At 70.4% G+C, this 22,991-nt stretch carries 17 protein-coding genes, 2 tRNA genes and 1 pseudogene; 12 read left to right on the top strand and 8 right to left on the bottom strand.

Annotated elements, in window-relative coordinates:
• Positions 1–105: 105 nt before the first annotated feature.
• Entirely contained in the window at positions 106–1,284 is a 1,179-nt protein-coding gene (locus ACFWI9_RS17160; RefSeq protein ID WP_387162768.1) for a M6 family metalloprotease domain-containing protein, read from the bottom strand.
• A 400-nt stretch (positions 1,285–1,684) separates the two neighbouring features.
• Here ACFWI9_RS17160 and ACFWI9_RS17155 point away from each other — a divergent pair, with 400 nt between their 5' ends.
• The gene (locus tag ACFWI9_RS17155; protein WP_387162766.1) at positions 1,685–3,496 is read left to right on the top strand and encodes a putative bifunctional diguanylate cyclase/phosphodiesterase; all 1,812 of its coding nucleotides are present in this window, start codon (positions 1,685–1,687) and stop codon (positions 3,494–3,496) included.
• An 11-nt stretch (positions 3,497–3,507) separates the two neighbouring features.
• Here the strand turns inward: ACFWI9_RS17155 and ACFWI9_RS17150 are convergent, their stop codons facing one another.
• The 3 genes from ACFWI9_RS17150 to ACFWI9_RS17140 all read right to left on the bottom strand — a co-directional run bounded on the left by ACFWI9_RS17150 (position 3,508) and on the right by ACFWI9_RS17140 (position 6,309).
• Complete coding sequence (locus tag ACFWI9_RS17150; RefSeq protein ID WP_387162764.1) at positions 3,508–4,614, bottom strand: LLM class flavin-dependent oxidoreductase; 1,107 nt, start codon at positions 4,612–4,614, stop codon at positions 3,508–3,510.
• 85 nt (positions 4,615–4,699) lie between these two features.
• Positions 4,700–5,452 carry a decarboxylase gene (locus tag ACFWI9_RS17145; RefSeq protein ID WP_387162763.1) on the bottom strand — a complete coding sequence of 251 codons (753 nt, stop codon included), beginning with the start codon at positions 5,450–5,452 and terminating at the stop codon, positions 4,700–4,702.
• On the bottom strand, positions 5,449–6,309 hold the full coding sequence (locus ACFWI9_RS17140; RefSeq protein ID WP_387162761.1) for a decarboxylase: 861 nt from the start codon (positions 6,307–6,309) through the stop codon (positions 5,449–5,451). The genes ACFWI9_RS17145 and ACFWI9_RS17140 overlap by 4 nt, the downstream gene beginning before the upstream one ends.
• 99 nt (positions 6,310–6,408) lie before the next feature.
• Here ACFWI9_RS17140 and ACFWI9_RS17135 point away from each other — a divergent pair, with 99 nt between their 5' ends.
• Both ACFWI9_RS17135 and ACFWI9_RS17130 read left to right on the top strand, forming a co-directional pair.
• Positions 6,409–7,386: a D-2-hydroxyacid dehydrogenase gene (locus tag ACFWI9_RS17135; RefSeq protein ID WP_387162759.1), complete on the top strand. Its 978-nt coding sequence runs from the start codon at positions 6,409–6,411 to the stop codon at positions 7,384–7,386.
• On the top strand, positions 7,370–8,836 hold the full coding sequence (locus ACFWI9_RS17130; RefSeq protein ID WP_387162757.1) for an amidase: 1,467 nt from the start codon (positions 7,370–7,372) through the stop codon (positions 8,834–8,836). The genes ACFWI9_RS17135 and ACFWI9_RS17130 overlap by 17 nt, the downstream gene beginning before the upstream one ends.
• A 96-nt stretch (positions 8,837–8,932) precedes the next feature.
• On the opposite strand, the gene ACFWI9_RS17125 is transcribed toward ACFWI9_RS17130, so the two are convergent.
• Positions 8,933–9,424, bottom strand: a complete 492-nt coding sequence (locus ACFWI9_RS17125) for a DUF3830 family protein (protein ID WP_387162755.1) — start codon at positions 9,422–9,424, stop codon at positions 8,933–8,935.
• A 42-nt stretch (positions 9,425–9,466) separates the two neighbouring features.
• Between ACFWI9_RS17125 and ehuB the strand changes: the two genes are divergently transcribed.
• The 6 genes from ehuB (at position 9,467) to ACFWI9_RS17095 (ending at position 13,611) form a co-directional block, all read left to right on the top strand.
• Complete coding sequence (gene ehuB, locus ACFWI9_RS17120) at positions 9,467–10,363, top strand: ectoine/hydroxyectoine ABC transporter substrate-binding protein EhuB (RefSeq protein ID WP_387162752.1); 897 nt, start codon at positions 9,467–9,469, stop codon at positions 10,361–10,363.
• Positions 10,360–11,019: an ectoine/hydroxyectoine ABC transporter permease subunit EhuC gene (gene ehuC / locus ACFWI9_RS17115; protein ID WP_387162750.1), complete on the top strand. Its 660-nt coding sequence runs from the start codon at positions 10,360–10,362 to the stop codon at positions 11,017–11,019. Before ehuB ends, ehuC begins: the two co-directional genes overlap by 4 nt.
• Complete coding sequence (gene ehuD, locus ACFWI9_RS17110; protein WP_387162748.1) at positions 11,016–11,666, top strand: ectoine/hydroxyectoine ABC transporter permease subunit EhuD; 651 nt, start codon at positions 11,016–11,018, stop codon at positions 11,664–11,666. The genes ehuC and ehuD overlap by 4 nt, the downstream gene beginning before the upstream one ends.
• 37 nt (positions 11,667–11,703) lie before the next feature.
• Positions 11,704–12,474 (top strand): ectoine/hydroxyectoine ABC transporter ATP-binding protein EhuA, encoded by a 771-nt coding sequence (gene ehuA, locus ACFWI9_RS17105; RefSeq protein ID WP_387162795.1) that lies wholly within the window; start codon positions 11,704–11,706, stop codon positions 12,472–12,474.
• Positions 12,475–12,641: 167 nt separating this feature from the next.
• On the top strand, positions 12,642–13,400 hold the full coding sequence (locus ACFWI9_RS17100) for an IclR family transcriptional regulator (RefSeq protein ID WP_387162745.1): 759 nt from the start codon (positions 12,642–12,644) through the stop codon (positions 13,398–13,400).
• Between the two features lie 137 nt (positions 13,401–13,537).
• Positions 13,538–13,611, top strand: a tRNA-Lys gene (locus ACFWI9_RS17095).
• An 86-nt stretch (positions 13,612–13,697) separates the two neighbouring features.
• Here ACFWI9_RS17095 and ACFWI9_RS17090 read toward each other — a convergent pair.
• From ACFWI9_RS17090 to ACFWI9_RS17080, 3 genes are all read right to left on the bottom strand, one after another.
• A complete protein-coding gene (locus ACFWI9_RS17090; protein WP_387162743.1) occupies positions 13,698–15,371 on the bottom strand; it encodes an AMP-binding protein in 1,674 nt (557 codons plus the stop codon).
• 138 nt (positions 15,372–15,509) lie between these two features.
• On the bottom strand, positions 15,510–17,309 hold the full coding sequence (locus ACFWI9_RS17085; RefSeq protein WP_387162793.1) for an SPFH domain-containing protein: 1,800 nt from the start codon (positions 17,307–17,309) through the stop codon (positions 15,510–15,512).
• Positions 17,310–17,358: 49 nt separating this feature from the next.
• Entirely contained in the window at positions 17,359–19,113 is a 1,755-nt protein-coding gene (locus ACFWI9_RS17080; RefSeq protein WP_387162741.1) for a peptidoglycan-binding protein, read from the bottom strand.
• A gap of 194 nt (positions 19,114–19,307) precedes the next feature.
• On the opposite strand from ACFWI9_RS17080, the gene ACFWI9_RS17075 reads away from it, so the two are divergent.
• From ACFWI9_RS17075 to ACFWI9_RS17065, 3 genes and pseudogenes are all read left to right on the top strand, one after another.
• Positions 19,308–19,381, top strand: a tRNA-Lys gene (locus tag ACFWI9_RS17075).
• Between the two features lie 435 nt (positions 19,382–19,816).
• Positions 19,817–21,769, top strand: coding sequence for a glycosyltransferase family 2 protein (locus tag ACFWI9_RS17070; protein WP_387162739.1), 1,953 nt, complete (start codon positions 19,817–19,819; stop codon positions 21,767–21,769).
• Positions 21,766–22,991 (top strand): annotated as a pseudogene (locus tag ACFWI9_RS17065) (galactose oxidase); the annotation flags it as partial. The gene ACFWI9_RS17070 and the pseudogene ACFWI9_RS17065, both read left to right, overlap by 4 nt.

Below are 22,991 nucleotides of genomic sequence, written 5' to 3'. Positions count from 1 at the left end.
TTTGTGTCTTCCAGCTTATTTTAAATCCGGGGGGCGGGGTTTCTCGCCCGGGGGGGCCCACCGCATGTACGCGCCCCCCGCACCCGCGTGGGGCTCTTTCGCATATCAGGACACGACCGGTGTGATCTTGACCGTCCAGGACCCCCAGGGTGTGCGGTCCAGTACCTGCACGCGCACCCGGTCCTTCGGGTCCGTGAAGGTCTCACCCACGCCCAGGGGGGCGTCCGCGAGGGCGGGATAGACGGACTGGCCCCAGCAGGCCTCGGTGTGGGGATGGGTGTCGATCACCTCGACCGGGCCGGCGCCGGAGGCGGACCCGTTGCGGACCCGGTAGATCAGCACACCCTCGGTGCAGGTGCCGCGGTCGTTGCCGGTGGCGCCGCGTGCCTCGATCGCGAGGGCCGAGTTCTCGCCGGTGCGGACCACCGCGAGCCGGGTGCCCAGGGTTCCGCCCGGGACGGGCGCGGCTCCCATCGACTCCAGGGTGAACATGCGGTCCGTCGCGCGCCGGCCGGCGACACACCGCACCTCGTCGTCGTTCAGCCAGCCCAGCTTCCACTTGTGCCAGCCGAAGAGGTCGGGAGCGAGGCCGAACTGGCTGCCCATCACGTCCCAGTCCCCCACATGGGTGTCCCAGTCGCTCTTGCCGTCCGTGGGCCGGTGGTAGAGGTCCGGGAGATCGAAGACATGGCCGGTCTCATGGGCCAGGACGTTGCGGTCGGGCGGGTGCTTCTCGAAGACGGTCACCACGCGTCTGATGTCCGTACTGTCCGCGGACAGCGGGTAGTCGAAGTTGACGACTTTGGTGGCGTCGGAGTCGACGCCCGGCGCGTCCGGGTCGGCCACCAGGTAGACGATGTCGTAGCGCGAGAAGTCCACCACCGGGTCGGCGACGGCGATCGCGTCCCGCAGATAGGCGGCGCGCCGGCTCGCGTCCCAGTCCCGCTTCATCCGGTACTCCGTCGAGGCCTGCGGCATCCTGATCCACTTCCGCTGCGGATGGGCCCTCAACTGGAAGCGCCCGTACGAGGCGCGCCGGAAGAAGTCGGAGGTCGCCGGGAAGTGGTCGGCGGTCAGCTCTGCGGGACTGGTCTTCGGGGCGGCGTCCGGGAAGGAGAGGAAGACCATGACGGCGTCCAGGTCCCGGTCCGGGCGGGGATAGGCCGGGTTCCAGGTGTCCAGGCCGATGCTGTGGTGGGCCGAAGTACGCGGCAGGGCGCAGCGGTCCGCCGATGTGTCGGCGACGGCGGGTCCGGCGACGAGGGACGTGGCGGCGAGAGCCATGAGGGAGGTGAGGGCAGCGGCTGTGGCACGCGTCCGGGGCCGATCCACTCCCTCGGGTGGTCCCTCGTGCGTCTGCTGACCCTCCACATCGACCTCCGGCTGCGATTTACGGAACGCCTCACCCACCTTGTGATGGTTTTAGGTAATTCGCACCTTTCCGCTGGTCCGGCTGGGTGAGCGAACGGCGACACCCCGAGCTTTCACGGAAAGTCACAACCGATCAGGAGAGCGACGAGCGCGGCCATGGCCGCGCAGAAACGATCGGGCTGGTCCCCGGGGTGCTCGCGGTCACCCCTGACACGCTGGAACGGCCCCCGGCCAGCCTCTATGATCGGCACACTTTCCCGGCTTTCCGGCCTCGACCGGGCCTGAACGACACGACGCACAGCGGGAGCGAGCGGTGAGCGTAAACCCCGAAGGGCCGAGTCCCGCGGCGGTCGCGGCACCCGGGAGCGCCTCGTCGCCGCTCACGGAACGTCATGAGCGGGCGGCGGCGCACGCCGACTACCGTGCCGCCTTCAACGCGGCCCAGACCGCGATGGCGCTGGTCGATCACGAGGGCCGTGTCGTATCCGCGAACGACGCGCTGGGCACACTTCTCGGGACCGAACCCGCCGCGTTGCACGAGCAGTCGGCCGCCGAGCTGGTCGACCTGACGGGTGACCCCCGCACCTGGCATGCCTACCGCGAGGTGCTCCAGGGCCGCAGCGCCCGGTTCCGCTGCACGCGCAGACTCAAGCACCCTGACGGGCGTTCACTGTGGACGGAGGTCACTGTCACCCCCGTGCCCGGCCGTCCGCGTGCCCTGGTCTCGGTGGCCGATGTCAGCGAACGGCGTGAACTCCAGGCGCGACTGCGCCATATCCAGATGCACGATCCGGTGACGCGGCTGCCCAATCGCACCCTGTTCTTCGAGCGGCTCTCCACCGCCCTGGAGGCCTCCTCGTACGAGCCGGGCGGGACGGGCCGGATCGGTTTGTGCTACCTCGACCTCGACGGGTTCAAGGCCGTCAACGACACCCTCGGGCACCGGGTCGGCGACCGGCTGCTGGCGGCGGTCGCCGCACGGCTCACCGAGTGCGCGGACAGCGACGGCTACGCACGCAGCGGCGGCCATCTGGTGGCACGGCTCGGCGGCGATGAGTTCGCCGTCCTGGTGGAGGACTCGATGGGCCGGGAGCAGCTCGCCGAGCTCGCGCGGTCGGTGCTGGTCGCCCTTCAGCAGCCGTTCGACCTGGTGGGGCAGCGGCTCTCGGTTTCGGCGTCCATCGGAGTGGTGGAACGGGCCGCCGACGGGACCACGGCGACCGGTCTGATGCAGGACGCGGACACCACCCTGTACTGGGCGAAGGCGGACGGCAAGGCCCGCTGGACCTTCTTCGACCCCGAGCGCAACGCCTACCGGATGACCCGGCAGGCTCTGTCGTCCACCCTGCGGCCCGCCGTCGAACGCGGGGAGTTCGCGTTGGAGTACCAGCCTCTGGTGGGAATGGTGGACGGGGTGGTCCGGGGCGTCGAGGCGCTTGTCCGATGGAACCACCCTCAGTTCGGCACACTGGCGCCGAATCGGTTCATCGGAATTGCCGAGGAGGACGGGTCCATCGTCCAGCTCGGCCGGTGGATCCTGCGCTCCGCCTGCCGTCAGGCACGGCAGTGGCAGATCGACCACCCTGGCGCCACCCCGCTGTTCGTCAGCGTCAATGTCGCGGTCCGCCAGGTCTGGGACTCCGACCTGGTCGCCGATGTGGCGGGAATCCTGGCGGAGACGGGTCTGGCGCCCCATCTGCTTCAGCTGGAGCTCACCGAGTCCGCGGTGATGGGCTCGGCCGGGCGCCCTCTCCAGGCACTCCAGGCGCTGAGCGACATGGGCGTACGGATCGCTATCGACGACTTCGGCACGGGGTATTCGAACCTCGCCTACCTGAGCCGCCTCCCGGTGTCCGTGCTGAAGCTGGACGGCTCGTTCGTCCGCGGCTTCCGCTACGACGACGGCACCCACCCCAACCCGGCGGACGAGACGATCGTGGAGGCGATGGTGCAACTCGCCCACCGGCTGGGGCTCACGGTCACGGCGGAGTGCGTCGAGACCGCCGGCCAGGCGGAGCGGCTGCGCCGGATCGGCTGCGACACCGGGCAGGGCTGGCTGTACTCGCGGGCGGTGGGCCCGGAGCGTATCGACGGGATGATCGGGGTCAGTCAGCAGGCGGTGTGACGTCCGCTGGGCTAGGCCGGGTCCGGCATTCCGTACGCGTCGGCGATCAGTCCGTACGAGCGCACCCGTGCCTCCGCGCCATGGGCGTTGGATGTGATCATCAGCTCGTCCGCGCCAGTGCGCTTGCGCAGATCGTCCAGGCCGGTACGCACCTCGTCCGGGGTGCCGTGGATGACGTTGGCGAGCCAGCCGTCCGTGAACTCCCGCTCCAGCGCGCTGAACGCGTAGGCCTCCGCCTCCTCCGGCGTCGGGATCAGGCCGGGGCGGCCGGTGCGCAGCCGCAGCATCGAAAGGGCGCCGGTCAGCACCTGGCGGCGGGCTTCCCGGGCGTCGTCGGAGGCGAGCGCGGCAACACCGATCAGAGCGTAGGGCGCGTCCAGTACCTCGGACGGGCGGAAGCTGTCGCGGTAGAGGTCGAGCGCCGGGATGGTGTGGCGTGCCGAGAAGTGGTGGGCGAAGGCGAAGGGCAGGCCGAGTGTGCCCGCCAGCCGGGCGCTGAAGCCGGATGACCCGAGGAGCCAGATCGGAGGCCGGGCGGGGGACTGGACCCCGCCCGGCGAGGTGGCCTGGATGGGGCCGGGAACGGCGTGGATCCGGGCGTAGGGGTGGCCGTCGGGGAAGTCGTCGTCCAGGAACCTGGTGAGCTCGGCCAGTTGCTGCGGGAAGTCGTCGGCGCCCTCGGCCAGCCGTTCGCTGCGGCGCAGCGCGGCGGCCGTGGCCCCGTCGGTGCCGGGTGCGCGCCCGAGCCCGAGGTCGATACGGCCAGGGGCGAGTGCCTCCAGGGTGCCGAACTGCTCGGCGATCACCAGCGGGGCGTGGTTGGGCAGCATCACGCCGCCCGAGCCGAGGCGGAGGCGCTCGGTGTGGGCCGCGAGGTGGGCGAGGATCACCGCGGGGGACGAGGAGGCGACACCGGGCATGGAGTGATGCTCGGCGACCCAGTGGCGGTGGTAGCCGCGGCGCTCCGCGAGCCGGGCGATATCCACGCTGGTCCGCAGCGCCTGGGTGGCGGTACGCCCGCTGCCGACGGTGACCAGGTCCAGGACCGAGAGCGGTACGGGAGCCGCGCCCTGGGCTGTGCCCCGGATCTGATCGTCTGCTGTGTTCACTTCCGCCACGAGTGGGCCCCTCCTGCGTTGTCGCTCTCCAAGCCTCAGCGTCGACGTCAACAGGAGGGTGTCTCCGGTTATTCCGGTGAGCTGTTCAGTCGCCGCTCGGCTGCCACTCGTCCCGTTCCCGGTCCGGCCTGGCGAACAGCGCGCCCAGGTCGTCGGCCCAGGCCCGTCGGTCGGCGAGCCGCAGCCCTTCCCACACCGTCACCTGGTTCGCCGTGAGGACCGGCTTGCCCAGCTCGGTCTCCAGCTCCTTCAGATATGCGACCGTGTGCAGGGCGGTGTCCGGCAACAGCACCGCGTCGGCCGTCGGGTCATCCCCCGCCCGGGCCAGTTCCAGGACCTGCTCGCGCTCCCAGGTGGCCACCTCGGCCGCGGTGACGACGCCGCTCGCCCGGGCCGCCGCCACCTGGACACCGGACTCCTCCAGGAATTCCCCGAACGCGGCGGTGATGTCCTCCGGATAGGTCGCGGCGACCGCCACCCGGGTCAGCCCCAGGGACCGCGCCGCGTGGACGAAGGCGAACGAGGTGCTCGACGCCGGCAGCCCCGCCGTCTGCGCCAGCTCCCTGATCTGCTCCTGCGCGCCCTGCCGGCCCCGGATGAAGCTCCCGCTCGTGCAGGCCCAGATCAGCGACTCGGCCCCGGCGAGACGCAGCTCCTCGACCCCGGCGGCGAGCCGGGCCGCCGAGCCCATCTCCATCAGCGCGTCCGTCCGGTGCGCGTCCTCGCCGATGTCGGTGTGGAAGAGCGGCAGCCGGATGTCGCTGTCGAGCAGCACGGCGATACGCGGGTAGTCGTCCTCAGCGGAGTGCCCCGGATAGAGGAGTCCAACGGTCGTCATGTCCATCCTTCCTGCTGTTCCCCGGGCTGGGCGGACGGGGGTAGGGGCGGCGGCGACAGATGCGCGGCCCCGGGCGGCGGCGACGGCGGCGGCTCCTCACGCGGGCCCGAGGTGGCCATCAGCAGGGCCTGGTACGAGCCGACCGCGTACACCCCGATACGGCGCAGCGCCGCCCACATCGTGACCTGGTTCGCGGAGACCACCGGCATGCGCAGTTCCGCCTCCAACTGGGGTATCGCGTCGTACGTGGGCAGATTGGTGCAGCTGATGAAGAGCGCGTCCGCCGCGCCCACCACCACGGCCTGCCGCGCCATGTCCACCACGGACCGGTACGGAACCTTCCAGATGTGCCGGGTCAGCCCGAGGAAGGCGCGCCCCGTGACCGTTACCCCAGCCTCGCCCAGATACTCCTCCAGCGCTCCGGTCACGGACTCCGTATAGGGCGTGACCAGGGCGACCCGCTGGGCACCCAGCTCCTCCAGCGCCTCCAGCAGCGCTCCCGACGTGGTCAGCGCGGCGACGTCGCCGGCCTGCGCCATGGCCTCGCACATGGCCCGCTCCCCCGCGAGCCCGCCCACGAAACTCCCCGAGGTGCAGGCGTACGCGATGACCTCCGGCTCGGACACGGACAGTGCGCGCACCGCGTTGGCGAGTGTCTCGTGCTCGCTGACCAGCCGGGCCAGGTCGAGCGAGACCTCCACGGGTACGTACGGGGTACGGGTCACGCGCAGCGAGACTTCGTCCGGGACCCAGCGCCACAGCTCGCGGTCGAGCGCGAAGTCGAAGGGCGCCACCACACCGATTCCGCGCTGCGGAGCGGGCCCGCCGAGAAACGAGACTTCAAGGGACACATCCACCGCAGGCCCCCTTCGGACGTCTTGTTGACGACGGTAGGTTGGGGTGCGAGCGTGGGTCAATCCGTACATGTCAGACGTGCAGAAACGGATCCTCCCGCGATGTCCGTACCGGCTGTACCGCCCGTGCCGACCGTTCTCGTACTGGAAGCGGAGCCGCCGCCGCGGCTCGGCCCGCTCATCGGGCAGGCCGACATCCGCTACACCGGCGAACGCTCCCTGGCGGGCGCGCTACCGGGCGCGGACGTGTTGCTGGTGTGGGACTTCGCCTCCGACGCGGTACGCCGAGCCTGGCCGGGCCCCGGGCCGCGCCCGCGCTGGGTGCACACCCCGAGCGCGGGTGTGGACCGGCTGCTGTGCCCCGAGTTCGTGGCGTCGGACACCGTGCTGACCAACGCCCGGGGGATCTTCGAAGAGCCCATCGCCGAATACGTGGCCGGGCTGGTGCTCGCCATGGCCAAGGACCTCCCCCGCACCCTGGAGCTCCAGCGCGGACGCGAATGGCGGCATCGCGAAGGCCTGCGGGTCGCGGGCAGCAGAGCCGTGGTCGTCGGCTCGGGACCCATCGGGCTCGCCATCGCGAAGACCCTGCGGGCGCTCGGGGTGACCGTCGCCGTGACCGGGCGCGCCGCGCGCCCCGGGATCCATGGCGCGGAGGATCTCGACCGGCTGCTCACCCGGGCCGACTGGGTGGTGTGCGCGGCGCCGCTGACGGACCGGACCCGGGGCATGTTCGACGCCCGGCGGTTCGGGCTGATGCAGCCGTCGGCCCGGTTCGTGAACGTGGGCCGGGGTGCGCTGGTGGTTGAGGACGCGCTGGTCGCGGCACTCAGTGAGCGGGGGATCGCCGGGGCGGGCCTCGATGTGTTCGAGAGCGAGCCGCTGGCACCGGACGACCGGCTCTGGGATGTGCCCGGACTGATCATCTCGCCGCATATGAGCGGTGACACGGTCGGCTGGCGGGACCGGCTGGGTGAGCAGTTCACCGAGCTGTTCGCCCTGTGGAGGGCCGGAAAGCCCCTGCCGAACGTGGTCGACAAGGAACGGGGGTACGTCCCCTCTCATGACACCGACACCTGAACCCGGCTCAGCGGCAACGGCACTGGCCGGACTGACCGCTCTTCAGCTGATCGCGGGATACGAACGGGGTGACTTCTCGCCCCTGGACGCCACCCGCGCCGTACTGGAGCGGATCGAGGCGGTCCAGCCGGCGGTGAACGCGTTCGTCCGGGTCGACGCCGAGGGGGCCCTGGCCCAGGCCGGGGACGCCACCGAGCGCCGCCGCAGAGGCGAGCCGCTCGGGCCGCTCGACGGCGTACCGGTGACCGTCAAGGATCTGCTGCTCCAGGCCGGGGTGCCGACCCTGCGTGGATCGCGGACCGTACGGGCCGATGCGGCGGCCTGGGACGAGGACGCCCCCGCCGTCGCCAGGCTCCGGGAGAGCGGCGCGGTGCTGGTCGCACGGACCACGACACCCGAGTTCGGCTGGAAGGGCGTCACGGACTCGCCGCTGACCGGGGTCACCCGCAATCCGTACGACGTGTCGCGAACCCCGGGCGGATCCAGCGGAGGCAGCGCCGTCGCCGTGGCGCTGGGGGCCGCGCCGCTGTCCGTCGGCACGGACGGCGGCGGCTCGGTGCGGATTCCTGCGTCGTTCTGCGGCGTCTTCGGGCTGAAACCCACCTACGGGCGGATTCCGCTGTATCCGGCCAGCCCGTTCGGCACGCTCGCCCACGCCGGACCGATCACCCGCGACGCCGCCGACGCGGCCCTGCTGCTGGATGTGCTCAGCGGCCCGGACTGGCGCGACTGGTCCCAGCTGCCCCCAGGCCCCGCCATCGCGGACACTCTCGGCGCGGGAGCGTCCGGGGCGGAGGGGGTGAAGGGGGTACGGATCGCCTATTCGCCATCCCTCGGCGGCCAGGTCGCCGTCGCACCCGAGGTCGCGGCGGCCGTCCGCACCGCTGTGGGGCACTTGGCGGAGCTCGGCGCGTATGTGGAGGAGACCGACCCTGACCTCGCGGAACCGGTGGAGGCCTTCCACACCCTGTGGTTCACGGGAGCGGCCCGGCTGACCCGGCATCTCGACTCGGAGCAGCGGAAGCTGCTCGACCCCGGGCTGCGGGAGATCTGCGCCGAGGGTGAACGGCGGTCCGCGCTGGACTACCTCGCCGCGATGGACGTGCGGATGGACCTGGGCCGGCGGATGGGCCGCTTCCACAGTTCGTACGACCTGCTGGTCACGCCCACGCTGCCGATCACGGCCTTCGAGGCCGGCGTGGAGGTTCCGGCCGGCTCGGGTCTGCGGCGCTGGACGGGGTGGACCCCGTTCACCTACCCGTTCAACCTCACACAGCAGCCCGCCGCTTCCGTGCCGTGCGGGGTGGACGGGAACGGTTTGCCGATCGGGGTCCAGCTCGTGGGGGCCCGGCACCAGGACGCGCTGGTGCTGCGGGCCGCGCACGCGATGTACGTGTCGGGCGCCGCGGCGATCCCGGCGCCATCCCCCGCGCCGCCCCCGGCGGCCTGACGGCCACGGCGGACGGTGCGGCCGGGTGCCGCGCGGTGGGTGGGGCGGCTCGGAACAGCCGGTCGTCAGCGGCCCGGACCCTGAGTCGCCCGAGGCTCACAGCCGCCGGAAGTCCAGCGTCTCGCCCAGCGCCCCGGCCCGCCACAGGTCCTGGCAGGCCGCGGCCATCCGGTCGAGCCCGTCGACCACCGTGCCCCACACGATCCCCGGCACCCAGCCCGTGTCCCCGTTCAGCAGCAGGTTGTTGCGCTCGTAGAAGAGGGCGAGGTCCACGGTCACCGGCCGAGTCAGGTCCTGGTCGTAGCCATAGGCCGTCGTGCCCAGCTCCGTACCGGTGAAGGTGAAATAGCAGAGGTCGCCGGGAATGGGCGTCACCGTCGGGTTCTCCAGTGGCGGCTCATGCTCGGCGAATGCGGGGAAGAGCGCGTAGATCTCGTTGCGCGCGTACTTCGCGTGGTACACGTCGCTGCCCAGCGGCAAGGCGTCCCATACGGCCTGGCAGGTGAGCGGCGCCCGGTCGTCGAGTAGGCGCGCGGTGCAATGCACATCGCGCTGGGCGAGGGAAACGTCAATGAAGCGGTCGGCCATTCGTTACGCATACCCCGACTCCGGCCGGGTAGCCGCGCGCCCATGGCTCCTCACACGGCTGAACACACCAGACGAGCGATACCGGCGATACCGAGGCGCACCCTGCTGCTGGGAACCGCGGGCGCCCTGGGCGCCGCCGGGGCGGCGGGCGGCTGCGCCCGGGTCCCCAGCGGTGACGGGCTGGCCCGGCTGAGATCCCAGGGCACGGTGCGCCTCGGTATCGCGGGCGAGGTGCCGTACGGCTATATCGACGAACAGGGCGAGTTCACCGGAGAGGCACCCGAGCTCGCCAAAGCGGTCTTCCAGCGGCTCGGTGTGCCCCGCATCCAGCCGGTCGCCACCGACTTCGCCTCCCTGATACCCGGCCTCAATTCGCAGCAGTTCGACGTCGTTTCGGCCGGGATGTACATCAACAAAGAGCGCTGCGCACAGGTCGTATTCTCCGACCCGGAATACCAGATGCTGGATTCCTTCATCGTACGCAAGGGCAATCCGCTGAATCTGCGCAGTTACGACGATGTCGTGCGGTCCAAGGCGAAGTTCGCGACCGGCACCGGTTACGCGGAAATCGACTACGCGGTCGCCGCCGGATATCCCGAGAAGGACATCGTCATCCTCCAGGACCAGGTGGCCGGACTGAACGCCGTCGAGTCCGGCCGTGTCGACGTGTTCGCGGGCACCGCGCTCACCGCCCGCGAGGTGGTCAAGGGCAGCGCCAAGGCGGAGTCGACCGAGCCGTTCGCCGCGATCGTGGACGGCAAGAAGAAGATCGACGGCGGGGGCTTCGCGTTCCGCCCGACGGACACCGTGCTGCGGGACGCATTCAACACCGAGATCCACAAGATGAAGAAGAGCGGTGAACTCTTCCGCATCCTGCGCCGGTTCGGCTTCACCGAGAGCGAGATGACCGAGCTCACGGCGAAGGAGCTGTGCCGATGACCGCCGGACTGTGGCAGAACTGGGTACTCCCGGGAATCTGGATCACCATCCAGCTCACCCTCTACAGCGCGGCGCTGGCCACGGTGGTCGCGTTCGGCGTCGGCATGGCCAGGACGCACCGCTCCCGCTTCGTCCGCTTCGCCGCCGCCTGCTACACCGAGGTGTTCCGCGGGACATCGGCGCTGATCCTGATGTTCTGGCTGTTCTTCGTACTTCCGCCGCTGCTGGGCTGGCAGCTGGTCCCGATGTGGGCGGCGGTGCTCGCACTGGGCCTCTCGTACGGCGCGTACGGCGCCGAGATCGTACGCGGCGCACTGAACGCGGTGGCTCCCGCGCAGCGCGAGGCCGGAATCGCCCTCAGCTTCACCCCCTGGCAGCGGATGCGGCTGGTGCTGCTTCCGCAGGCCGTACCGGAGATGATCCCGTCCTTCTGCAACCTCGCTGTCGAGCTGCTGAAAGGGACGGCGCTGGTGTCGCTGCTCGGCGTGGGCGATGTGTCGTTCGCCGCCTATCTGGTGCGCCTCGCCACCCAGGAGAGCGCGCAGATCTACACGGTCACGCTGGTGGTCTACTTCGTGCTCGCCTTCGCCATCACCCGCTCCATGAAGGCGCTTGAACGCAAAACCAAGGCGAACGTGGGGGTGGTCGTCAAGTGAACTGGGACTGGTCCGCGGTCGCGGACTTCATGCCGCGCTTCTGGGACGGTGTGCTCGTCACCCTGCAGGTCCTGGTGCTGGGCTCGCTGCTGTCGTTCACCCTCGGTCTGGTCTGGGCGCTGGCGCTGCGGTCACCGCTGCGTCCGGTGCGCTGGCCGGTGGGGTTGATCACCGAGTTCATCCGCTGCACCCCGCTGCTGGTGCAGCTCTTCTTCCTCTTCTTCGTGCTGCCCGAGTGGGGCGTGCAGTTCTCCGCGCTCACCACCGGCACGATCGCGATCGGGCTGCACTACTCGACATACACCGCGCAGGTCTACCGGGCCGGTATCGACGCCGTGCCCGCCGGGCAGTGGGAGGCTGCCACGGCGCTGAGCCTGCCCGCGCACCGGACCTGGTTCGCGGTGATCCTGCCGCAGGCGGTGCGGCGTATCACGCCCGCGCTCGGCAACTACATGATCGCGATGCTCAAGGACACGCCGATACTCGCCGGGATCAGCGTGCTGGAGATGCTCCAGCAGTCGCGCCTGGAGAGCGCGGCGACCTTCCAGTACACGGAGCCGCTGACCGTCGTCGGCATCGCCTTCATTCTCATCGCCTACCCGGCTTCCCTGCTCGTACGGACCCTGGAGCGCCGCCTTGCCCGCTGAGATACCCGCCCAGAAGAACGAGAAGAGCCAGAAGGACATGACGACCGAAGCCGCAGCCGGGTCCGCGGGCACCGGGGAACTGATCCGCTTCACCAACGTCACCAAGCGGTTCGGCGACAACACCGTCCTCGACGACCTCTGCTTCTCGGTGCGCCCGGGCAAGCACGTCACGTTGATCGGCCCTTCCGGTTCCGGCAAGACGACGATCCTGCGGCTGCTGATGACCCTGGACCGACCCGACGAGGGCACGATCGACGTCAACGGCGGCCGGCTGTTCCCCGCCGACGAGAAGCAGCGGCGCGAGGTGCGCAAGAAGATCGGCATGGTCTTCCAGCAGTTCAACCTGTTCCCCAACATGAGCGTGCTGCGCAATATCACCGAGGCTCCGGTACGGGTGCTCGGGCTGTCCAAGGACGAGGCCGAGGAGCGCGCCCGCGAGTTGCTCGACCTGGTGGGCCTGGCCGACCGGCTGGACGCCAGACCGACGCAGCTGTCCGGTGGGCAGCAGCAGCGGGTGGCGATCGCCCGCGCGCTGGCGATGCGCCCGCAGGTGCTGCTGCTGGACGAGGTCACATCGGCGCTGGACCCCGAGCTGGTGGCCGGGGTGCTGGATGTGCTCAGGGACGTCGCCCGCAGCACCGACATCACGATGCTCTGTGTGACCCATGAGATGAACTTCGCCCGGGACATCTCCGATGAGGTGCTGATGTTCGACTCGGGGAAGGTCATCGAATCGGGGGGCCCGGAGAAAATCTTCTCCGAGCCGGAGCATGAGCGCACGCGCGAGTTCCTCCGGGCGGTGCTCTGACCACCAACTATCCTGCCTAGTTTTGTCCCTGACATATGCCAGGGTGGTGCGCCCCCGGAAATGCTCCTGGGGCGCACCATAATTCTCGCCAACAGCCGCCCCACGGCCGGTTCTTGGCGGCTATCGTGGTACGGAAGCATGCGGTCACAACCTGGTAGGGGGAAACCGTGGCGCTGAAGCCGGAGCCGACCGCGCCGTTCCACTCAATCCAATACGCGCTACGGGTGCTGGAGACGATCTCCAAGCACGGCGGCGGGGTCACCGATACGCAGATCGCCCGCGAGACGGGGCTGCCCACCGGACATCTCACGTCCCTGTTGCTGATGCTGCGCCGCGAAGGCTATGTGGAGCAGGTCGGTGACAGCGCGTATGTCATAGGCGACTCGCTGGTTCTGCTGGGCTCGGGCACCACCCGCCAGGAAGCCCTGGAACGCAAGCTCCAGGAGACACTCACCGAGCTGCGCGACTCGGTCGGTGCCGCGGTCTACATCAGCCGGTACATCGACGGCGAGGTCAAGATCACGCAGTACGCCGACGGACCACGCACGCCCAAGGTCAACGAGTACGTCGACTTCCGCTCCGCCGCGCACGCCAGCGCGGTCGGGAAGTGCCTGCTCACCCAGCTCGACCAGAACGGCCGCCGGGACCACCTCTCGCGCCACAGGATCGCCCGGCTGACGTCCCGCACGATCACCAGCGAGAAGCTCCTCTTCTCCAAGCTGGACGCGCAGCCGCCCACGGTCCCGGTGCTGGACCTCCAGGAATACGCGGTGGGCACGGTCTGCGCGGCGGTGCCGCTGACGGCCGGGTCGTCGGTGGGCTGCCTGGCGCTCTCACTCCCGATCGAGCACGCACACCGCCTGCGCGCCGCGGCGGACACGCTGAACCGCAGAGCGGCACCGGTGGTGCTGTCGCTGACACTCTGAGGACGGGCGGTGATCGCGGGCGGCCAGGTCCTGTCCGGGCGGGTAGGTCCGTCCGGCGGGTGGTCGGGGGCACCCTTGCGGGCCAGGTAGTATTACTTCTGTCGTCAGTCGCCGAGTGCGGCGAGAACGGCAAACCCGCGCCGCTAGCTCAGTTGGTTAGAGCAGCTGACTCTTAATCAGCGGGTCCGGGGTTCGAGTCCCTGGCGGCGCACCTCATCACTGTGGCCCCTGTACCTGTACGGGGGCCACAGTGTTTTCCGGCGTTCTCGGGATTCTCGGGGGTACTCCTGGTGGGCGTCAGCGCCAGGGGCGGCGGTGCTCCGCGAAGGTACGCAGCAGCGCCCCGACGTCCTCCTCGGTCAGTGGGCGGTAGTGCCGCTCCCCTGACGGGCGCCACCACACCGGATCGGGACAGCGGAACGACTCCCGCCGCAGCGCCACGCGGTGGATCTTGCCGGTCGCCGTGACCGGCAGCCGGGGCGGGACCCGGACGAAGCAGGGCGCCATCTTCGTACCCAGATCGGGTTGGGCGGCGAGAAAGGCATCGAAGGCCGCCGGGTCGAAGGCGGCACCGGGTCGCAGGGCGACAGCGGCCATGACCCGGTCGCCGGAGACCGGGTCGGGGACCGCGTAGACCGCGGCGCCCGACGCCGCGTCCCAGCGGCACAGGATGTTCTCGATCATCGCGGCGGCGAGGTTCTCCCCGTCCACCCTGAGCCGGTCGTCGGCGCGGCCCGCGAAGTACAGGAAGCCGTCGGGGTCGCGGAAGAACAGGTCACCCGTCCAGTACCAGCCCTGCCGGACCCGCGCCGCCTCGGCCTCCGGATTTCGCCAGTATCCCTCGAAGGGGTTGGGACCCCGGTTGACCAGCTCGCCGATCGCCCGGTCGCCGTTGCGCAACCGGCCGTCCGGGGACAGGCGCGCGGGCGGGCACTCCTCTCCCGTCTCCGGGTCCACCACCGCGAGATCGTTCCCCGGCGCGGCGCGCCCGACTGCCCCTGGCGGGGTGCCGGGAGTGCGCTGGATCGCGGCGCCGCCCTCGGACGAGCCGTATCCCTCGACCAGCCGGACCCCGAAGCGCCGCTCGAAGCGGGCCGCGTCCACCGCCCCCGCCTCCGTACCGAAGCCGGTCCGCAGCCGGTGGTCCCGGTCGTCTTCCCGTTCGGGCACGGCCAGCAGGTAGTGGACGGCCCGTCCGACGTAGGTGAAGTACGTGGCGCCGTACGCCCGGACGTCCGGCAGAAAGCCCGAGGCGGAGAAGCGGGGCCGAAGCGCGACGGAGGCCCCCGCCACGAGTGCCGGTGCCCAGTTGGCTATCACCGCGTTGCCGTGGAACATCGGCATACAGATGTAGTGCACGTCGTCGGGCAGCACGCCGAAGTGCCGTACGAGCGAGGCCCCCGCCGCGGCGAGCCGTCCCTGGCTGCACAGGGCCGCCTTGGGGGCGCCGGTCGACCCGGAGGTGAAGTAGAGCAGCAGCCGGCTGTCCGGCCGCACGGCGCGGATCGCCGCATCGCCCGGTTTCGCCCCCTCGTACGCGGCGAGGAGGGCGGCGTAGGCGTCGGTGTCCGTCACCAGTATCCGTACGCCCGGGAGGTCGAGACCGTCCAACAGGGGCAGATGCGCGCGTTCGGTGACCAGCACCCCGCAGTCGGTGTGCAGGATGTCGCGCGCCAGCTCGGCGCCCCTGCGGGTGGGGTTGATGCCCGCGACGGCGGCCCCGGCGAGGGCCGCCGCGCTGATCCAGAGGGGGAACTCCGGAGTGTTGTCCAGCAGGATTCCGAGGTGCGGTTCGGCGCGCCGGGGGAGCAGCTCCGCCAGCAGCGCGGCACGCGCCGCGGCGCCGGAGGCGACCTGGTGGTGGCTGAGGGCGAGACCCCCGTGTCTCAGCCCCACCCGGTGGTCACCCCACTGGCGCGCTATGAGGTCCGCGACGGTCGCACCGCTTCCGGTGCCACGGGGGCTCACCATGGCGCCGTACGGTAGCCGACATACCGTCAGAACTGAACGTCCGAGCAGGCGTGGAACGTGTTCGGGATGTCGATGACCGTCCGTTGACGGTCCCCGCCACGAGGTCGGATGGGCTGCCGCGGCCCGACCGGGGCACGCTCACACGCCGTCCGCGCTGCCCGGGCGCCCGGTGTAGAAGGCCACGGTCAGATCCCGCACCAGGGCCTTCCGCTCGTAGTCGTCCAGCTCCACGAGCCCGCGTACGGTCAGCCTCCGTACGGTCTCGTCGACCGCGTCCACCACCGATGTCATCATCGAGTCCCGATGCTCCGCCTCGATCGCCGCGACCTGGCGGCGGCGCATGGCGGCGGCGACCTCGGGGGCGTACTCGACCCGGGTCGGCTGCGCCGAGAAGATCTCGATACCGATCGGGGCGCACTCCGCAGCCAGTGTCTTCGTCAGTACGTCGCCGACGGCCTCGGCGTTGCGCAGCGTGGGTCCGCTGTCGTCCGGTGCGGTGCTGCGCGCGCCGACGGCCGGTGCGATGTCAGCGGTGAGCTGGGAGAGCACCCGTGCCGTCACCGACTCGACCTGCTCCCGCAGATAGCCCTCGTGGTCCGCCAGGGTCAGCGTGGCGCGTGCCGTGTCCTCGACCCGCCAGACGACCAGGACGGTGGCGTGGAGGGGAGTGCCACCCGCGTCCGTGACATGCATCGGCTCGCTGCGCCAGTGCCGCAGCCGGACATCCACCCGCCGACGCAGCAGCAGCGGGCTCACCCAGATCAGTCCGCAGCGGCGCACACTCCCCCGGTACTCGCCGAACAGCGTGAGGACCCAGGCATGACCCGCACGACCGCGTCCGAGGCCGCCGAGCGTGAACGTGGCGACGCACAGGCAGATGCCGAGCACCATCCACTCGCCGATGGCGATGCCCTGGTACGGGTGCGCGCTCAGGCCGAAGAGGCGGGCCAGCCGGTCGGGGCAGGCGCCGGCACGGTAGAGCACGTTCGCCGCCACGGCGAGTACGCCGCAGCCGATGAACAGGCTGAGCCAGCCCGGCAGGACGGGCCCCGGACGCTCGTGCAGCTTGGGGTCCACGGGCGGGGTGGGGCGGGGGCGCGGCTGCGCCTGCGGCTTCCGCCTGGACAGCCGGCCGCCGGTCTCGGCCTTGCGGCCGGTGGGGAACATGACGGGCATGGCGAGGGTGTCGGGACCGCCGTCGTCGTCATCGGTGCGGTCGGGTCTGGCCGGCGTGGTGTCGTCGTCCCGGAAGAGGGGGTGGAGCGGCAGCCGCCCGGTGGACTCGGTCCCGATCCGGCCCGCGAGCCGGTCTCCGGTGCCGGTGCCGGTGCCGGTGCCGGTGCCGGTGCCGGTGCCGTGGTCGCTGCCGTTGACGGCGCCGTGGTCGCTGCCGTTGACACTTCCGCGGTCACCGTCGGCGGTGCCGCAACCCGCGTGGGTTCCGGTGCCGGATCCGGCTTCAGCCCCAGCGTGGACTTCGGTACGGGCTTCAGCGGGGGTTCCCGTGGCGAAGCCGGGATCGGCCTGTGTTTCGGCGTCGGTCTCCCCCGGGGTCCCGGCGGGGATGCGGGTTTCGGCGCGGCTGCCGGGCAGGGTGTCCGGCGGGCTGGTCAGGACGCGGTCGGCGGCTGACGCGGCCGACTCCTCCGCCGTACCAGCGGCCACGGACGCGGCCTGCGGGAGGTGTCCGCCTCCCGGGTGGCGCACGTCCACGGCGCCGGCGAGGCCGTCGCCCGACACCGCGTCAGGCACAGGCAGCCGTGACGGCAGCCCTTCCTGGACGCCGGTGGCGCCGGGCGCGTCCCACTGCCGCGCCGTCGGCGATTCGCAGGTCGGTGCGCCCGGGACCTCGGCCCGGGCGGGGACGGAGAGTGCGGACAGGCGGGGCAGTCGTGGCGGCAGCGGGGCCGCGGGGTCTTCGGGGTACGGGGTCGTCATGGTGGTCACCGGAGCCGCTCCTCGGGATGGCATGGTCTGGGGCGGCAGCTCAGGAGAAGAGCCGCCGCCAGGTCTCGGGGCCGGGAATGCCGTCAGCCGCGCCTTCGCGCCAGCCCTGCGCGCGCTGGAACGCCTGGACGTCGCGGCGGTCCGCCTCGGTCCACTGCTGACCGGACGCCGCCGACGTGCCCTGCGATGTTGTGCGTTGCGATGTGTCGTGCTCGCCGAAGCCCCGCTGCGTCAGTCGGCGGCGGAGCTCCTCGATATGAGGGTTCGTCTGACCGGGCCGCAAGCTCGCGGGCCCCGGGTAGCCCGGCACCCGCGCGGCCTGGCCGGCCGGGCGGCCCTGCGGGGCGATCGGCGAGCCTGCCCGGCCCGCACCCGCCGACGGGCCGCCGCTCCCGGGCGCCGCGCCCGATGGAGCACCGGCTCGCGAGGGCACCCCGCCGCCTCCGCCCTGCGGCCCGCCCCCGCTCGCCTCAGCGTCCGGCGAGACCGGCCGAGCCGCACCGTTCACGGGGCCGACGCCCTGCGGAACCCCGCCTTGTGCGGCGCTCTGGCCACCGCCGCCCTGGGGAGTGCCGACGCCCCCCGCGCCCTGCGAGGCACCGCCGGTGCCCGCCGCGTCCGGCGACGCACCGGGGTCCGCACCCGTAGCACCGCCGCCCGGACCCGCACCCGTAGCACCGCCGCCCGGAGCCGCGGCAGCGCCCGCGTCCGCGCCGCTCCGCGCGATGTCCTTGCCCTGGCCGCTCACCAGGAGGCCCCATGTCCCCGCGCCAGGTAGTCCGTCCGCCTGCGCACCGCTCCACCCCTGCGCTCGCTGGAAGGCCCGCACCGCCTGCCGGTACGCCTCGTTCCAGCGCGTCCCCGGGTCCTGGCCGAGGAGCGCTCCGGCGCCGCGTTCCGTCAGCAGCCTGCCGAGCTCGGCGATGTGCTCGCCCACCGCGCCGGGCCGGAAGAGCGCGGCACCGGGGTAGCCGGCGATGGCGGCGGACAGGGACGGCCTGGGTGGCCGGGAGGAGATGCTCGCGCCGATGACACCCTTGTAGCGGTACGCCGCATAGGAGTCGGAGTCGCTCCAGTAGGCCATGGGGGTGGCCTGTTCCCGGGCGTGCGGCTTGGCCTGCTCGTAGGCGATGTAGTGGGTGTGCGTGTAGTCGGTCCAGCCGCCGAAGATCGTGACGTGTGAGCCCTTGGTCGGATCGGCCGTGTTGTGGAACAGCAGGATGTCGCCGGGCTGCAGGTCCTCGCGCTCCAGCCGGACCCCGAACTGCGCCAGGCTCCCCGTCCACTCGTTGCCCGGCAGGTTCCAGGCCATCGAGACATAGCCCGAGCAGTCCTGGCGGTAGCCGTCCGACCAGAAGTCGGTCATCGAGTACGGGACCTTCGCGGCCACCCAGAGCTTGGCGCGGTTGATGATGTCCGCGCGGGTCGTCAGGCGCAGCCCCGGCGCCAGGACTCCCGCGGAGCCGGTCGCCGAGTTTCCGTGCAGCGGCCCCTGGCCGCCCTGCGGGGTGTTCGGGTCTTCCGCCGGTTCCGGGTCGCTGACCTGGGCCGGTCGCTTCGCCGCCGCCCAGACCGTCGCGGCTGCCGCCACGGCTCCCCCGCCCCCGTACAGCACGACCCCCGCCGCGGTGGCCAGGAGCAGCGCGCACCGGGCTCCGCGCGCCGCACGCTCGCCCCTCGCGCGCACTCGGGAGGTGTGCGCGCGGGCCGGTGCGTCGCGGCGTGACTGCGCACATCCGGCGCAGCAGCCGTGGTCGGCCGCGGGCTCGTACTCCTCGAAGGCCGCAACGGTCATAACGGTGCCCCTCGCACTGCCGTAACTGTCCTGATTCGCACTACTCAGTCCCTAATGCGTCGCATTCTGACGGACCGAAGGGAAAAAACGACCATCCGACAGGCCGAGAGCCTCTGAGAACCTTCGAGAACCTCCAGAACCGGAAATGGCCAGGAGCACCCCCTGACGTCAGGTAGAGTTCTCCAGGTCAGCAGGCGCCGCTAGCTCAGTTGGTTAGAGCAGCTGACTCTTAATCAGCGGGTCCGGGGTTCGAGTCCCTGGCGGCGCACGCGATACCGAAGCCCCCTCGCTACTAGTGAGGGGGCTTCGGCGCGTCTACGTACACGTGTACAACCAGTCGCACACCCGACTACACATAGCGCTTACCGACCGCTCACGCTGCCCGCCTTGCGATCAAGACGCCGGTCGTACAACCTGAGTGGAACCAGTGACTCCAATAGGACCATTGGGTCGAGTAGTTGGGGGCGGTTTACGGGGTTGTGCCCGGGTTGCGCCGCGACCGTGGGTAAGGGGACCCCGTTCGCGAAGCGATTCCCGCGCGAGGCATCATGCAACCGGAAGGCCGCATTCTCATGTCTACGAGGCGTAAGAGGCACTGGCCTGACCTTTGACGCGTCCGGAACAGCCGGTCCAGGGGAACCGCGATCCGGACTTCGCATGTACGAACGATCACGCAGCCAGAAGGCGTGCGGGGGGATGACTCATGACGTCGACGCCGAACGGCGCCCGGCAGCAGGACAACGACCCTTCCCGGACCACGCAGCTTCGGGTTCCCCCGCAGCTCCGAACGGCCGGAGCCCGGCTGCGCCCCAAGAAGGCGCTGCCGCGGTACGACTACGAGCACTACAGCCGACTCGCCGGCCCCCTCACCCAGCCGGACCCCTCTCGGCCGTACCGGGTGCAGTTCCGCTCCCTGATATCGCAGGAGCCGCACCGGATACGCGCCGCGCTGCTCCTCGGGGCGGCGCCGCTCGTCTCGCTCGGACTGTTCGCCTGGCTGATGCAGCCTCAGCACTGGACCGAGCGGGATCCCAACCTCAAGAACGACCTGCTGCTGTGGCTCGACATCGTGATGCTGGTCTCGATCGGCCTGATCGAGCTCTTCCGCACCATGAACGTGCTGTCGAACGCACACGCGACACTGGTCGCCCGTGACCCGATCCCCGTCGTGCCGGAGTCCGGCACCAGGGTCGCCTTCCTCACCTCCTTCGTGCCGGGCAAGGAGCCCCTGGAGATGGTGACGAAGACCCTGGAGGCGGCCGTCAGGATCCGCCACCGCGGGCTGATGCACGTCTGGCTGCTGGACGAGGGCGACGACCCCGAGGTGAAGAAGGTCTGCGAGCGCCTCGGTGTGCACCACTTCTCCCGCAAGGGCATAGCCAAGTGGAACCAGCCCACCGGCGCCCACCGGGCCAAGACCAAGCACGGCAACTACAACGCCTGGCTGGAAGCCCACGGGGAGAACTACGACTTCTTCGCCTCCGTCGACACCGACCACGTCCCGCTGCCGAACTACCTGGAGCGGATGCTCGGCTACTTCCGCGACCCGGACGTCGGATTCGTCATCGGCCCCCAGGTCTACGGCAACTACGACACCTTCGTCACCAAGGCCGCCGAGTCCCAGCAGTTCCTGTTCCACGCCCTGATCCAGCGCGCCGGCAACCGCTACGGCGCCCCCATGTTCGTCGGCACCTCCAACGCCGTACGCATCAAGGCGATCAAGCAGATCGGCGGACTCTACGACTCGATCACCGAGGACATGGCGACGGGCTTCGAGATGCACCGCGCCCGCAACCCCGAAAGCGGCAACAAGTGGCGCTCGGTGTACACCCCGGACGTACTCGCCGTCGGTGAGGGCCCGTCCGCCTGGACCGACTTCTTCACCCAGCAGCTGCGCTGGTCCCGGGGCACCTACGAGACGATCCTCAAGCAGTACTGGAAGGGCTTCGGGTCACTGCCGCCCGGCAAGCTCTTCAACTACACGATGATGATCATCTTCTATCCGATGTCGGCCCTCAACTGGATCCTGGCGGCGCTCAGCTGCGCGCTGTTCCTGGGCATGGGCGCCTCGGGTGTGCAGATCGACCCGGTGATCTGGATGATGCTGTACGGCAACGCCTCGGCGCTCCAGATCGGCCTCTACATCTGGAACCGCCGCCACAACGTCTCCCCGCACGAGCCCGAGGGCTCCGGCGGCCTCGCCGGCATGGTGATGTCCGCGCTGTCCGCGCCGATCTACGCACGCTCCCTGATGGACGCGGTGCTGCGCCGCAAGAGCAAGTTCGTGGTGACCCCCAAGGGCGACTCGTCCAGCCCGGACACCCTCTTCGGCACCTTCCGGATCCATCTGTTCTTCATCCTGGTCTTCGGCGGTTCGCTTGCCTCGTCGTTCTACCTCGGCCATGACCACCCCGCGATGATCACCTGGGCCTCGCTGGCTCTGCTGATCACGGCGGCGCCGATCTTCGCCTGGCAGCACCAGGTGCGCGAGGAGAAGAAGAACCGCAAGAGGCGCAAGAACCGGCGCAGCGGTGCGCCGGAGTCCGGCGATGGACCGTCTGAGTCGCCGGAGCCGCCGGAGCTACGGGATTCGCGGGAGCCGCAGGAGCGCCCCGACCAGACCATGCAGATCGCCCTTGGGGGACGTAAGAAATGAGCACCCTGCCCGTCCGGCCGAACCACCGCAGGAACCGGGCCCGGCGCATACTGATAGGCGTGGCGGTCGTGGCCGTGGTCGCCGGGTTCAACGGTCCGGCCCTCTACCGGTACGGCTCGGAGCAGTACCACGAGTACAAGATCAACAAGCCTGAGTACAAGGCGGCCAACGGCCACTGGGACTACCTGGACGTCCCGTCCGAGTACCGGATCAACTCGATCCACGCCGCCCTGCTGCACACCGGCAAGGTGCTGCTGATCGCCGGATCCGGCAACAACCAGAAGAACTTCGACGCGAAGAAGTTCGAGTCGGTGCTGTGGGATCCGGAGACCGGCGGCTTCAAGAAGATCGAAACCCCCAAGGACATGTTCTGCGCCGGGCACACCCAACTGCCCGACGGGAAGCTGCTGGTCGCCGGGGGCACCAAGCGGTACGAGAAGCTCCAGGGCGATGTCACCAAGGCCGGCGGCCTGATGATCGTCCACAACGAGGACCCGGACAAGCCGATCACCCTGCCGGCCGGAACCAAGTTCACCGGCAAGGCCAATGGCAAGACCTTCGTCTCCAAGGACCCGGTGCTGGTCCAGCGGGCCAAGAAGATCTTCGACCCGGAGACGGGCGAGTTCCTGCGCACCGAAGCGGGGCTCGGCCGGATCTATGTGGAGGCCGAGAAGTCCGGCAAGAAGCACGAGACCGGCACCGAGGACAACTACCGGGTGCACGGCCTCACCGGCTCCGACACCCGCAACGTCTACGGCATCGCGCAGAAGCTCGCCCTCGACAAGAAGGACTTCCAGGGCATCAAGGAGGCCTACGAGTTCGACCCGGTCGCCGAGAAGTACATCAAGGTCGACCCGATGAACGAGGCCCGCTGGTACCCGACACTGACCACGCTCGAGGACGGCAAGGTCCTGTCCCTGTCGGGTCTCGACGAGATCGGGCAGATCGTGCCCGGCAAGGACGAGATCTACGACCCGAAGACCAGGAAGTGGGAGTACACCGGCTTCGAGCGGCGCTTCCCGACCTATCCGGCGATCTTCCTGATGGACAACGGGAAGCTCTTCTACTCCGGTTCCAACGCCGGTTACGGACCGGCCGACGTCGGCCGCGCCCCGGGGGGGGGGGGCCGGGCGCGGGGTGGGGGGGGCCCCCCCCCACGGCCTGATCTCGCTGGAGGCGGCCACAGGGAGCGCGCTGTGGAGGACGCCCACGGACAAGTCGC

This window comes from Streptomyces sp. NPDC127084, assembly GCF_042724175.1.
GTDB lineage: Bacteria > Actinomycetota > Actinomycetes > Streptomycetales > Streptomycetaceae > Streptomyces.
This window is presented reverse-complemented; position numbering and strand designations above follow the sequence as displayed.

Coding starts and splice junctions, on each gene's coding strand:
- ACFWI9_RS17160 (WP_387162768.1), bottom strand. CDS start 1,284: ATGGCTCTCGCCGCCACGTCCCTCGTCGCCGGACCCGCCGTCGCCGAC.
- ACFWI9_RS17145 (WP_387162763.1), bottom strand. CDS start 5,452: ATGACGACCGTTGGACTCCTCTATCCGGGGCACTCCGCTGAGGACGAC.
- ACFWI9_RS17135 (WP_387162759.1), top strand. CDS start 6,409: ATGTCCGTACCGGCTGTACCGCCCGTGCCGACCGTTCTCGTACTGGAA.
- ACFWI9_RS17130 (WP_387162757.1), top strand. CDS start 7,370: ATGACACCGACACCTGAACCCGGCTCAGCGGCAACGGCACTGGCCGGA.
- ACFWI9_RS17125 (WP_387162755.1), bottom strand. CDS start 9,424: ATGGCCGACCGCTTCATTGACGTTTCCCTCGCCCAGCGCGATGTGCAT.
- ehuB (WP_387162752.1), top strand. CDS start 9,467: ATGGCTCCTCACACGGCTGAACACACCAGACGAGCGATACCGGCGATA.
- ehuC (WP_387162750.1), top strand. CDS start 10,360: ATGACCGCCGGACTGTGGCAGAACTGGGTACTCCCGGGAATCTGGATC.
- ehuA (WP_387162795.1), top strand. CDS start 11,704: ATGACGACCGAAGCCGCAGCCGGGTCCGCGGGCACCGGGGAACTGATC.
- ACFWI9_RS17090 (WP_387162743.1), bottom strand. CDS start 15,371: ATGGTGAGCCCCCGTGGCACCGGAAGCGGTGCGACCGTCGCGGACCTC.
- ACFWI9_RS17085 (WP_387162793.1), bottom strand. CDS start 17,309: ATGACGACCCCGTACCCCGAAGACCCCGCGGCCCCGCTGCCGCCACGA.
- ACFWI9_RS17080 (WP_387162741.1), bottom strand. CDS start 19,113: ATGACCGTTGCGGCCTTCGAGGAGTACGAGCCCGCGGCCGACCACGGC.
- ACFWI9_RS17070 (WP_387162739.1), top strand. CDS start 19,817: ATGACGTCGACGCCGAACGGCGCCCGGCAGCAGGACAACGACCCTTCC.